We start from the raw sequence: 13,147 nt of genomic DNA, 5'->3' as shown, positions 1-13,147 counted from the left end.
CAAAGGATTTTATGATGCAACACAATGCCCTTTACTACCCAAGCGCCTCTCGCCGCATGGCCACTTTTGGCAAACGCGGCATGGTGGCAACCTCACAGCCATTAGCTGCCCAGGTAGGTATTAGCATTTTACAGCAGGGAGGCAATGCTATTGATGCGGCCATTGCCACCGCCGCAGCGCTCACCGTGGTAGAACCGACCTCCAACGGCATTGGCAGCGATGCCTTCGCCATTGTGTGGGTGGATGGCAAGCTGCACGGCCTTAACGCCAGTGGCCCAGCCCCTCAAGCAGCGACTATCGACGCCCTGAAAGCACTCGGCCATGACACGATACCCAACCACGGTATGTTGCCAGTTACCGTACCTGGAGCACCCGCCGCGTGGGCTGCGCTTTCCGAACGCTTTGGCAAGCTGCCATTTGCACAGCTATTAGCCCCAGCCATTGCTTTGGCAGAAGAAGGCTTTGCCGTCACCCCGGTTATTCATCAAATGTGGCAAGAAGCCTTCGATACCTACTCGGCTTATCATGAGGCGTCTTTCCAACCTTGGTTTGCGACCTTCGCGCCAAAGGGTCATGCGCCTCGTCCTGGCGAGCTATGGTCATCACCTGATCACGCCAAAAGCTTACACGCCATTGCGAACACAAACGCCAAGGCTTTCTACCAAGGCGAACTGGCAGAAACAATTGACGCCTTTTCCCGCGAGAATGGTGGTTTGCTGCGAAAAGAAGACCTTGCCGCTTACCAGCCTGAATGGGTAGACCCCATTAGCGTTCGCTATAAAGGACACGATATTTGGGAGATCCCCCCCAACGGCAGCGGTATGATCGTGCTCCAGGCGCTCGGTATGTTAGAACGTTTAGAAGCCTGCCCAGGTGACACCTTAGAAACTCTCCACCGTCGCATTGAAGCAACGAAACTGGCCTACATGGATGGTTTCAAACATATTACTGAGCGTGCTGATATGGCACCTACCACCGAGCAGATGCTTGATGACAACTATTTGAAAACGCGAGCCGCGCTGATTGGCGAGCAGGCAGTTGATCCTGTCCACGGTAACCCCTTACAAGGCGGCACCGTGTATCTTGCAACCGCCGACAGCGACGGCAATATGGTGTCGTTTATCCAGAGTAATTTTAAAGGTTTCGGCTCTGGCATGGTGGTGCCAGGCACAGGCATTAGCCTGCAAAACCGCGGCTGGTCATTCTCCCTAGACCCTGAACATGCCAATGCATTAGCCCCCGGCAAACGCACCTATCACACCATTATTCCTGGGTTTATTACCAAGGATAACCAAGCCGTTGGGCCGTTTGGCGTGATGGGCGGTTATATGCAGCCACAAGGACAGTTACAGGTGGTGACCGCCATGTTGGAAGACCACTTAAACCCCCAGGCAGCGCTGGATATGCCACGCTGGAAGTGGACCAAAGGCACCACCGTTGAAGTTGAAGCCGACTTTCCCAACCACCTTGCCCTGGCGCTGGCACGTCGCGGGCATCACATTGTTAAAGTAGCTGATTCAATCAGCTTTGGCCGCGGCCAGATTATCCTGCGCGACCCTGACAGCGGCGTTTTACAAGGCGGTACCGAACCGCGTACCGATGGCGCTGTTTTACCGCTTTAAGCGTTCCCTCTTTACGTTTATCACGAGCTTTTGCCAAGAGCTTTCAACACCTACCTTCACCACCTACTGGCGTGCAGTTGACCCACTGCACGCCAGTAGGCTGGCTATCAACGCCAAAGCGTCGCATCATGGCACTCTTCTTTAAAAGCTATGTTGCTAACTAATGACGCCACCCCCCTCTGTTCCTGCTCACTCCCCGTTCAGCGGTTTCTTTAGCGTGTTCCGCTATAGCCGCCAAGCACTTGCGCTGGTGTGGGAAACCTCGCGCTGGATGATGCTTGGCTTAGCACTGTGTACCCTGGTGGCAGGCGTGCTGCCTGCCGTGGCCGCCTGGGTTGGCCAGCTGATTGTTGATGGTGTGGTGACAGCAATGGAAAGCCACCAATCTTCAAGCACTGCCAGCTTATGGGAAACGTTAACCCCAGTATTGGGCTTGGTGGCTTTGGAAGGCCTTATTATTGCGCTGATCGCGCTGGCTCAGCGCGGCCTGTCGGCCCAGCAATCGCTGCTGCGTGCGCTACTAGGCCAGAAAGTCAATGTGATGATTCTTGAGAAAGCGGGCACGCTTTCGCTTAGCCAATTTGAAGATTCCGAGCTTTACGACAAGCTCACCCGTGCGCGCCGCGAAGCATCCACCCGACCGCTCGCGCTGGTGAATAAAACCTTCGGATTGCTGCAAAACGCTATTTCATTGGCTAGTTTTGGTTTTTTACTCGTCCAGTTTTCGCCCTGGGCGCTGCTCATCTTAGTAGCAGGCGCTCTGCCGGTGTTTCTCTCGGAGGCAAAGTTCTCTGGCGATGCCTTCCGGCTATTTCGCTGGCGTTCACCGCAAACCCGCATGCAGATGTACCTGGAAACCGTGCTGGCCCGGGAAGACAGCATTAAAGAAGTCAAACTCTTCGGCCTTGAAGGCCTGTTTCTGCAGCGCTACCGGGATATATTCACCCGACTGTTTGCCGAAGACCGCCGCCTCACGTTACGCAGGGAAAGCTGGGGGTTTATTCTCGGCTTATTAGGCACACTGACGTTTTACGCCGCTTACGGCTGGGTGGTGGTCGAAACGGTGGCCGGGGCGCTGACACTTGGCCAAATGACCATGTACTTAATGGTATTTAAACAAGGCCAGGGAGCGTTATCGGCAAGCCTGACGGCCATTAGCGGCATGTACGAAGATAACCTCTACTTATCGAACCTTTACGAATACCTAGAGCAGCCAACGGAAGCGGAAGCCGGTCAACTCACCCAGGGCGCAATACCTGGCGACGGGCTTCGCTTTGAGCACGTCAGCTTTTCCTACCCAGGTGGCAGCGAGGTACTGCACGATATTTCCTTGCACTTAGCCCCAGGCAACAGCATTGCACTCGTTGGCGAAAACGGTTCAGGAAAAACCACGCTGATTAAGCTATTAACACGGCTTTACCACCCCACCAAAGGGCGTATTCTGCTGGATGGTAGCGACCTCAACCATTGGAATACCCAAGCATTACGGGAACGGGTGGGCGTGATTTTTCAGGATTTTGTACGTTACCAGCTGACCGTGGGGGAAAACTTAGGCGTGGGGGACACCCAGGCCTTTAGCGATGAACAGCGCTGGCACCAGGCGGCCCATGAAGGCATGGCCGATGGCTTTATTGACCGCATGCCTGATGGCTACCAAACCCAGTTAGGGCGCTGGTTTAAAAATGGCCAGGAGCTGTCAGGTGGCCAGTGGCAAAAAGTAGCGCTATCGCGCGCCTACATGCGGAAAAATGCCGATATTTTAGTGCTGGATGAGCCTACCGCCGCGATGGATGCCGCCGCAGAAGCAGAAGTCTTTGCGCGTTTTCGTGAGCACAGCCGCGATAAAATGACGATTTTAATTTCTCACCGTTTTTCGACGGTGCGCAGTGCCGACCAGATCATTGTGATCGATCAAGGGGCGATTATTGAGCGTGGCACCCATGAAGAACTGCTAGCAGTGAATGGTCGGTATGCTTCATTATTTCATCTGCAGGCAGAAGGCTATCAATAAAAAAGTAATAACAATTATTACTATTAAGGGCAATTTCACACCATTATCGAGACCAAAAGGTTAAAAAAGGTTACATAAAAGCCTTCCCTATCGACCCTCGCTCACTTTCTAGTTATTGTTTATTAACATTTGTCTATTCTAGAGGAACAAGATACGTCATATTCCCTAGAGAAGTACCCAATAGCTGGTAAATGACTGATGCCGTTTTCAATAGCGGTGCACACTAGAAAATAAAAATGCCTATGCTCAGAAGTCGTTGCGTGGTGAGTGGTTGAAGGAAGAGTTATGCCGTTGAGTGCGTTGGTCATTGATGATGACAGTGATGTGCAGCTACTGGGTAAGATGTTGCTCTGTAAGCGTGGATACGAGGTAGTAACAGCTGGCAGTTTGGGCGAGTTGGCTAGAAGACCTGCGTTACTGGATGCTGAACTAATTTTACTTGATTTTGGTCTGGGCGAATTTACCGGGCTGGATATTCTTGATTATCTTTATGATTTACGCCTGAACGCGGCTATTCTCTTACTTAGCAGTTGTTCGGAAGAAACAGCGTCTCATGCTATTGCTGCGGGTAGAGCCAGAGGTTTGAAAATGCTTGGTTTTCTGCCTAAAGCCAAACTTCTTACGGGTCTCTCACCATTTCTTGAGCAGCTACAGGCATTACCTAAGCCCCCTACCCGTGATGAGCTGGCAAATGCTATTCAAGCAGGGCATCTCTATTTAGTCTTCCAGCCTAAGAAAAACTTACAGACTGGGCACATCATCGGCGTAGAAGCGCTTGTGCGCTGGGAAGACCCCCAGCGCGGTATGCTATACCCAGATACCTTTATTCCATTAGCAGAAAAGAGTGGGCTAATGGGGCCTCTCACGTGGTGCATTCTTAAACTTGCTTTTGCTCAGCAAGAACGGTGGCAGGCGCGCGGCTGGGATCTCCAAATTGCGGTCAATGTGCCAGCCGCATTTTTACAATCTGAGCATATGCTAGAAAAATTTGATGAGCTGACCAAACACCGTACTGCTTCGCTTCACTACCTTACCCTGGAGCTAACAGAGTCGGTAGGTGTTGAATGTCTTGGCTATGCGCGCCATATTCTAGAAGCTCTACGCCAGCGCGGTTGCAGGTTAGCACTTGATGACTTTGGCACGGGTTACTCATCACTCATACAACTGTATCGGCTACCATTTAATGAATTAAAAGTTGACCGTAGTTTCGTATCGCTCATTGATCATGATAGCCGTGCACTGGCAATTACCCTGTCGGTTGTTGATCTCGGCAAACAACTAGGTATGACCGTCGTCGCTGAAGGCATTGAAAATGAAGCCCAGCAAGCACTGCTAATAGACGCTGGCTGCCCAGTTGGGCAAGGCTATTTTATTTCCCGTCCTTTAACCGCTCAGGCATTCAACGACTGGATGGCTAAAACACTCACGAAACTTACCCACAACTAAAGAGCTAACAAGCCTGCATCAGCTAAGGCCCGTTGCGATTTTTCGCGTAACTGCACGAGAGCATTAACGTTTTTAGCTAATTCGGATGTTGCTGCATTGAAAGCGGACTCTTCTAGTTGCCTAGCTTGTTCTGCAATGGCAAGACAGCCCAAAGACGCTGCAGCTCCTTTTAAAGAGTGCGCTTCATCGCGTAGTGCTTCTCTTTGTTCGCTCTCACAATAGCGAGAGAGCTTCTCCAGACGTTCATTTAAGCGGGTAAAAAAAGCGGCTAACAACGTATTAAGTGGCGTTGACTCGAACGTCTCTCTCAATTCATTGCAAATATAAGGGTCCAAAATTTGCTCATCGTTAAGCACTTCGTTTTGGCAGTGTAATACCTGTTGTGCCGGTTGACTTGAGTACTCGTGAGGGGGCACTTCAACCGTCCCCGCCACGATATAGCGACTAATCGTTTGATACAGCTCAGACCGGGTAAAAGGTTTATGGATCATACAATCCATGCCGCTTTCAATACAGCGTTCACGGTGTTCAACCATAACATTCGCTGTCATTGCGATAATTGGCAGGCGTGGTAACTGATTGGCAGCTTCAAAGGCTCGCCAGCGTTTAGTGGTTTCGACACCGTCAAGTATAGGCATCTGCATATCCATTAATACTAAATCTAACTGGGCAGCATGTTCTTTCAAATACTCAAGTGCTGCAAAGCCATTTTCTACCACCGTACTCCGCTGCCCTAACTGCTCGAGCATAACATTTGCCACTGTTTGGTTAACCGGGTTGTCCTCTACGATAAGAATATGGTGGTCTTCAGCCAGCTCTAGTCGCGGTTCTTTATGATGAAGAACCTCCACACCCTCTGCTAAGGGCATCGTCACTACAAACCAAAATCGGCTACCAAGTCCAGCTTCACTGGTGACCCCTATTTCACCACCCATCGCTTCCACCAGCCGTTTACAGATTGCCAGCCCCAAGCCAGTACCTTCATGTCGACGCGCTATAGAGGTATCTACCTGCGAAAAAGCGGAAAACAATCGCCCTTGATCAGCCGTGGCAATACCACAACCAGTATCACGTATCTCTATAAATAGCTGATCGTTACCCTTAAGGGCCGCATGAAATTTGACAAACCCCTCATCCGTAAATTTCAGCGCATTATTAATCAAATTCATCATTACCTGCCGCAGCCGTGCAATGTCTCCACACATAAATTGCGGCAGTGCTGGGTCAATAGAATAACTGAAGGTCACCTTTTTATTTTTGTCCTGCAGCTGATAGCCTGTACAAAGCTCAATAATGCAGGCTTTTACATCAAAGGCGCGCTCATCTAAGTCTAAACGTCCACTTTCAATTTTAGTGTAATCTAGTATATCGTTGATCACAGCACGCAAACTTTCTGCACTGCGTTTTAACGTAGACAAATAGGCTTTAGCTTTTGGCTCGTTAATTTCATAATTTAATAAATCCGCCATACCCACGACGCCGTTTAGCGGCGTACGTATTTCATGGCTCATCACTGCCATAAACTCCGATTTAGCTTGGCTCGCTATTTCAGCTTTCTTAGCCGTTTCTCTAAGTTCACGGCTTTTTACTTCTAATGCGTGGGCTTTTCCTAAACTGATGCGCCCTTCTCTAATTAATGCGTTCACCAACATCCCACCCGAAAACATGAGAAGAAGCAATAGCATTAAGGCAAGCCCATAAAGCTGTATCATTCTTTCACGTTCAAGGTTACGCATACTTGCTACATTAGCATTAGTTTCTATTAACACATTGCTCGTCAAACCCTGTAGCTCGACGGTTTTAGCAAGCATTTCTACCATGACCGATTCGATAATTGCTTCTGAAGCATCTCTTTGGGGCTCTAGCAAGTCGTCCATGTCATTAATAAGAAGAGTAGCCTGCTCCAGCAACCTATCGACTCCCTCTATTTCTGCAACAGCTAGACTTATTTCTCCTTGTTGGAACAGCATTTTTCGACTGTATAAAATCTCAAAGCGAAGTAAAAGATCATCAACAGATACATTGCCAACCTGACTATCTACTAGCGTTAAATGAAACTCCCGTACTTCTCTATCAAACTGATACCCTGCCCACACTAAATTTTCTAACAACCTATTTTCAATAGCATGCTGTCGTTGAAAGATAACGCCGCCGGTAATAATCGCCGATAGAAAAAAAAGGATCGCTGAGAAAGTAGCGACCCTGACGCGGCGTGAGAGATAGTGCTTAAAGATTGGCAACATAACAGTTATCCGACCGCAGTAGCTTATTGAACGCCTCTTTTATGCTGTCGCCATCACTCTATGACGACACGTTTTACTTGCCACACAGAGCGCGTCAATATTTCTTCATTTAATAAAGACGGCGTTTCATCAAAAGGATAAATCACAAACAACGGCCCGTGGTCTCTAACGCGCAGAGGCTTTCCATCGGCACTCATAGCCAAAATCACATCGTGATCGTAAAAATCGCTCACTGGAATAGACGATGCATAGTCATTTAGCGCAATGACCTTAACCTGGTCACCATCTGCATCAACAGCTTCTAAGATGGCGCGCCCTAGCGGGCCTTCAAAACTCACAACGCCATCGTGCCAAGGGGTACTGGTAATGGTCGTGTGTTGACTCAATGCCTCAAGCATCGCTTTATCAAAATGCGCTTCGTCACCCACATTGGTTATCTCAATATTCCCACCAACTTCTAGAACCACTCGCCCGGTTGGCGCATTGAAAGCACTTGCCGTTGTTGCAAAAACTATTGTTGCAAACCCCATGCATACACTAGCGACATACCAGCGTAGCTTTTTATTTAATTGCCTAGCCATTATTACCCTCCTCATTTTTTGGTCAGTATACCCCTCAGAACCAAGCGTTAAATGTAAATCTTTGTGTCAGACATACTAATTAAACTAGAATTGACCCCATCGCCAATCATTTCAACGGTGTGGAACTTATCACGCTGTATATTGTGGGTAACGCGTTATGCATGTCGGTGTGCTTGAGGACGACCTCGACCAACAATCTTTTATAGAACAATGCCTTATATCTGCAGATCATCAAGTTTCACTGTTTGGCCGTGCCAGCGAACTCCGTCGAGCGACCCAAGAAACGCTCTTTGATTTTCTTATTATCGATTGGCGGCTGCCGGATGGTTGCGGTATGGATATGGTAGGTCATTTACGCCAAAACGATGGGTGGCTAGGCCCCATTCTGTTTATTACTGCCAGCCAAAACGAGGAAGATGTTGTACAAGCGTTAGAGCAAGGGGCTGATGATTTTTTAGCTAAGCCTTTACGGCCAAGAGAGTTAATCGCACGGGTGAATGCGCTTGGCCGCCGCGCTGGCTACGAGCCGCCTAAATCGGCCATGAGCTGCCCTGATGTTTTTTCCATTAATTCAGAAGAGCATACTATTAGCGTAGCAGGTAAATCAGTGGTACTAACCGAGCGGGAATACTGTCTGGCAACGCTGTTTTTCTCCAAAGTTGACAAACTGTTAACGCGTGCCCACTTACTTGAATTGGTATGGGGAATAAAAGGCAGTGTTTCTACTCGCACGGTTGATACCCATGTCAGTCGGCTACGACGCAAGCTAGAGTTAGATGGTCGCCATGGGCTTCGTCTTCGCAGCATTTACCAGTCAGGATATCGAATGGAAATGTCGCAAACGGCCATTGAAAAAGCCGACACAGTAAGTCGGCCAAGCTGATGGGAGCTGCTCGGTAAACAGGCCGAGCAGTAAGGTGCCAGGGGAAGGCATCGCCAAAACGCCTGTTCAAGCGACTTGGCGATGCCCTCGCTCTGAGGCTTTGCCTTTGCGGGAGTAGCTACCCTTACCTTTTTTCGGTGTTTGCTGCTGCATTTTGAACATGGGCGTTCGCAGCTGCGCTTTCAGTGCGTTATCGCGTATTTTGCCTTTTTTCACGGTGTACTCCTCAGTCTTTTGAAAACTTAGTTTTTGAAAATTTAGTCTTTGAAAGCTTAGTCTTTGAAAAAACAGTCTTTACCAATAGACATTAACAAACGCTTATCTGGCGACGCAATCGTTTGTCCTGCCCTGACTGTTGCCGCCATTCCTATTTGTTTCGCCGCTCCTATGACCCAATGAGATTGATCAAGTTCCCAATGTCTTACGATGACGTTTGATCACTATAAGTGGCTAACGTGCTCGCGGCAGGACTGTCTGCCACCATGCTCACCACGCTGCCCACCATAATCAGGCATGGCGAGGGTAACGGTTGAGCAGCGAGTCGCGCGGGCATGTCCGCTAACGTGCCCACCAATGATTGCTGTTCGGGCTGGCTAGCATTGGCCACCAACATAATGGGCCACGTATCCGGCAGACCCGCTTGGCGTAGGCCGTGGCAAATAGCGTCTACTTTGGAAAGCCCCATATAAAACACCAGGGTTTCATCCTGACGGGCAAGATTTGCCCAGTCCGGCGTGCCGCCCTCCCGACACAGTTGCGCTGTGATAAAGCGCAGCTGTTGGGCGTGGCCACGGTCTGTTAACGGAATTCCCATGCCAGCAGCGGCTGCCGATGCAGCGGTAATGCCTGGCACTATTTCAGCGGATATTGCGGCATTTGCTAATGCTCCCAGCTCCTCACCCATGCGCCCAAACACGCCTGGGTCGCCACCTTTCAAACGCACAACCGACTTGCCCGCCCGAGCAAGCGAGACGATCAGCGCGCCTATCTCATCCTGAGGCACACTATGATGCCCGCGGGCTTTTCCCACGTAATAGCGTTCGGTGCCTGGCGGTATCAGCCCCAGCACATCGTCCCCCACTAATCGGTCATAGACTACCGCATCGGCCTGCATTAATAGTCGCGCTGCCTTTAGGGTGAGCAGTTCCATATCGCCGCTTCCTGCACCGACTAAATAGACCGTTCCAGAACGGCATTCGCCGCTAAGCGGAAGGCGTAAGCGCGTGGCTGATTCGCGGCCAAAGGGCGCTAACACCCGCTGGCTCAGGCGCATAAAGGCCTCAGGCCATTTCTGGGTTAGTTGTTTGCTTAGCGCACGCATTTGGCCGCTCCTCTTCAAGTAATGATTTTAGTTCTGGAATACAGCTGCCACACTGGGTGCCGCAGGCCAGCCGCGCACCAAGGGCTTCCACGCTGGTGTCGCCACTGCGGATAGCCTTAACAATAGTGGCTTGTCCTACCTGATGACAGCTACACACCACGGGGCCTGCATCTACCGCGCCACCATCGCAACCTGCCAGTAGCCGCTGGCGATGAGCAGTGTCTAGCGTAACGTCGTTAAAGCGCGCCTCAAGCCAGGCTAACCCAGGCAACTCTTGCGGTGGCCCTACCATTAGCCACCAGCGCAACTGGCCCTTCACTACCCCTGCCGCGCGCAGCCTGGCACTCGTGCTATCCTCGCACCACAGCGATGCAGGTACACCCAGCCACGCTTCTACTGTTGCTAACCAGTTACTGACCGGTGCCGTATCGGCAAGCTGCCAGCGCTCGCAGCTGCCCATGGGAATACGCGACCAATAAGCGCTCTTACACCAACGGGGGCTACCCGTGTTGGTTTGCTCATTTGCCACCAGCAGCGTTGCTTGCCAAGCCATGTCAAGCTTCGTTAATGCCACCGCGCCCTGCTTACTTTCCGGCTGGCCAGACACGGGGTCGGTATAGCCGGTGAGCAGTGCACCGCTGCGCCCCTGCTTGGTAAAACAGTCGGTCCAGTGCATGGGCACGAACACTTCCCCTTGCCGCTGGGCGTTTGAAATACGCACTCGCCCACGGTACTCACCTTCAGTTGCCGACAGCATCGCAAGCCCTTGGTCAGAGACGCCCGCATTGGCCGCATCCACAGGGTGCAGCTCAATAAATGGTTCTGCCCGATGATTCATCAGCCGCGGTGCTCTGGCGGTGCGGGTCATAGTGTGCCACTGATCGCGCACACGCCCAGTATTCAGCCGCAGCGGATAGGTGGTACTAAGCCTCTGTTCGGGCAATCGCGGCGTAATCGGCAGTAGCTTAGCTCTACCATTGGCCGTGGCAAACACCCCCTTTTCAAACAGCCTTGGCGTGCCCCGAGGCGCAGCGTGATTAACCGGCCACTGAATCGGCGAGAGCGCATCATAAGCGTCCTGCCCTTTGCCTGCCAGTCCCGAGATATCAAACAGCCGCTTGCTCGTACCGCTGTTTTCAAAGCCGGATAGCCTAGCGTGCTCGTCGAAAATTTCCCACGGGTGGGAGTAGCTAAACGCTTCTGCAAAACCCAGGCGCTTGGCAACTTCGCAAATAATCCACCAGTCGTGCTGGGCTTCGCCAGGGGGAGTCAGCATGCCGCGCTGGCGGGAAATACGTCGTTCGGAATTGGTGACCGTCCCATCTTTTTCTGCCCAACCAGACGCGGGTAGCACAATATCGGCGTAGGGCAGTAGATCAGTGTTGGCAACGCATTCCGAGACAATCACTAACGGACACCTTGCCAGCGCACGGCGTACCTTTGCGCCATCCGGCAGGCTAACGGCCGGGTTGGTTGCCATTACCCATAGCGCCGTCACCTCACCGCGGTCAATGGCATCAAACAGTTCAACCGCCTTATGGCCAGGGGCATCTGGCAACACGGGTGTTAAGTGTTTTGTGGCCCAAAAGCGACTGACCAGATCAAGCGCACCGGGGGTGTGGTAGTCCATGTGCGCTGCCAACTGATTAGCAAGCCCACCCACTTCTCGACCGCCCATGGCATTGGGTTGGCCAGTAATTGAAAACGGCCCAGCCCCCGGCAGGCCAAGTTTACCGCCCGCCAAATGGCAATTAATGATGGCATTACACTTATCGGTGCCACTGGTGGACTGATTGACGCCTTGGGAATAGAGCGTGACGACATGCAGTTGGCTGGCAAACCAGTAGTAAAAGGTTTCTAAACGTTCAGGGTCAACGTCACAGGCTACTGCAACATCATGCACGCTGCCAGCGCTTTGCTGAGCGGCGCTTAATGCCTCGTCAAACCCTTCGGTATGACCTTCAAGATAGACGCTGTCTAGCCGCTGGTGTGCTGACATCCACGCCAATAGCCCGTTGAACAAGTAAGCATCGCTGCCCGGCCGAATGCCCAGATACAGGTCGGCAATTTCGCAGCTATCGGTCACTCTTGGGTCGATGACCACCACGCGCATCAGTGGATTGCGCTCTTTGGCAACTTTCAGGCGCTGATACAACACTGGATGGTTCCAGGCCAGATTCGAGCCGACCAACACCACCAGCTCCGCTTCTTCTAAATCTTCATAGTTACAGGGTACCGCGTCAGCGCCAAATGCGCGCTTATAGCCCGCCACTGCCGACGCCATACACAGCCGCGAATTGGTATCCAGATGCGGCGTGCCTAAAAAGCCTTTAAACAGCTTATTAGCCACATAGTAATCTTCCGTTAACAGCTGCCCCGAAAGATAGGCGGCAACCGTATGATTGCCATGCGCGTTACGCTGCGCCTGTAAACGCCGTGCCGTTTCGGTTAACGCCTGCTCCCAGGAAACGTCTTTTCCACCCACCCGCGGGGATCCCAAGCGGCCGTGCGCTCCCAGCGTTTCATGCAGCGCCGTGCCTTTAACACACAGGCGCCCGTAGTTAGCAGGGTGTTCACGATCCCCTTCCACTGCAATGACGCTGCCACTGTCTAATGTCGCTTTTACTCCGCAGCCAACACCGCAGTAGGGGCACGTGGTGCGGATATCACCTTCAGCGAGCCGTTCAGCCTTTGGCATTGCGTTTTCCTCCGGCGTTAAAAAGCAAAAAGCGCCCAAGCGAGCCTCTCAAAAGAAGCCTGCCTGGACGCCGTTGTCTCAGGGGCACCACCCTGGGTGCCATACTCATCAGTGGTTTGCTGCAGTTAGTGTTGTTCGTTGCGCTTAGTCGTTGTGTTTTATTTGGCTAATACACTGCAATGAGCCGTTATTACTTGTTACCAATATTTCTGCAAACAATAAGCCCAAACCGCTTAAAAAAATTAAATAATCTTAAAAAACATAAATTTAAAATAACTCACGCAGCCATTTGGCAGCCCTTACAGTGCCTTTTATTGGGATGAGCGACCTATGACCGTGCGC

At 51.4% G+C, this 13,147-nt stretch carries 9 protein-coding genes; 4 read left to right on the top strand and 5 right to left on the bottom strand.

The features are described 5' to 3' along the window. Window positions 1-14 precede the first annotated feature (14 nt). The 3 genes from CR46_RS0102750 (at window position 15) to CR46_RS0102735 (ending at window position 5,079) form a co-directional block, all read left to right on the top strand. Window positions 15-1,622, top strand: a complete 1,608-nt coding sequence (locus tag CR46_RS0102750) for a gamma-glutamyltransferase family protein (protein WP_030069893.1) — start codon at window positions 15-17, stop codon at window positions 1,620-1,622. A gap of 163 nt (window positions 1,623-1,785) precedes the next feature. Beyond that, window positions 1,786-3,633 carry an ABC transporter ATP-binding protein gene (locus CR46_RS0102740; RefSeq protein WP_030069892.1) on the top strand — a complete coding sequence of 616 codons (1,848 nt, stop codon included), beginning with the start codon at window positions 1,786-1,788 and terminating at the stop codon, window positions 3,631-3,633. Between the two features lie 285 nt (window positions 3,634-3,918). Beyond that, the gene (locus tag CR46_RS0102735; protein WP_030069891.1) at window positions 3,919-5,079 is read left to right on the top strand and encodes an EAL domain-containing response regulator; all 1,161 of its coding nucleotides are present in this window, start codon (window positions 3,919-3,921) and stop codon (window positions 5,077-5,079) included. Here CR46_RS0102735 and CR46_RS0102730 read toward each other — a convergent pair. Continuing rightward, window positions 5,076-7,322, bottom strand: a complete 2,247-nt coding sequence (locus tag CR46_RS0102730; RefSeq protein WP_030069890.1) for an ATP-binding protein — start codon at window positions 7,320-7,322, stop codon at window positions 5,076-5,078. The genes CR46_RS0102735 and CR46_RS0102730 overlap by 4 nt on opposite strands. 53 nt (window positions 7,323-7,375) lie before the next feature. Beyond that, window positions 7,376-7,903, bottom strand: coding sequence for a putative pterin-binding protein (locus CR46_RS0102725; protein WP_030069889.1), 528 nt, complete (start codon window positions 7,901-7,903; stop codon window positions 7,376-7,378). A gap of 157 nt (window positions 7,904-8,060) precedes the next feature. Here CR46_RS0102725 and CR46_RS0102720 point away from each other — a divergent pair, with 157 nt between their 5' ends. Further along, window positions 8,061-8,786, top strand: a complete 726-nt coding sequence (locus CR46_RS0102720; RefSeq protein ID WP_030069888.1) for a response regulator transcription factor — start codon at window positions 8,061-8,063, stop codon at window positions 8,784-8,786. 66 nt (window positions 8,787-8,852) lie between these two features. Here the strand turns inward: CR46_RS0102720 and arfA are convergent, their stop codons facing one another. From arfA to CR46_RS0102705, 3 genes are all read right to left on the bottom strand, one after another. Then, window positions 8,853-9,002 carry an alternative ribosome rescue factor ArfA gene (arfA, locus tag CR46_RS18065; RefSeq protein WP_084180349.1) on the bottom strand — a complete coding sequence of 50 codons (150 nt, stop codon included), beginning with the start codon at window positions 9,000-9,002 and terminating at the stop codon, window positions 8,853-8,855. A 205-nt stretch (window positions 9,003-9,207) separates the two neighbouring features. Further along, complete coding sequence (gene cobA / locus CR46_RS0102710) at window positions 9,208-10,107, bottom strand: uroporphyrinogen-III C-methyltransferase (protein WP_030069887.1); 900 nt, start codon at window positions 10,105-10,107, stop codon at window positions 9,208-9,210. Further along, complete coding sequence (locus CR46_RS0102705; RefSeq protein ID WP_030069886.1) at window positions 10,067-12,805, bottom strand: nitrate reductase; 2,739 nt, start codon at window positions 12,803-12,805, stop codon at window positions 10,067-10,069. Before CR46_RS0102705 ends, cobA begins: the two co-directional genes overlap by 41 nt. Window positions 12,806-13,147: the final 342 nt, after the last annotated feature.

The organism is Vreelandella neptunia (assembly GCF_000712975.1).
Classification (GTDB): domain Bacteria; phylum Pseudomonadota; class Gammaproteobacteria; order Pseudomonadales; family Halomonadaceae; genus Vreelandella; species Vreelandella qaidamensis.
The sequence above is the reverse complement of the archived record's forward strand: the minus strand, read 5'-3'. Positions and strand labels throughout refer to the sequence as shown.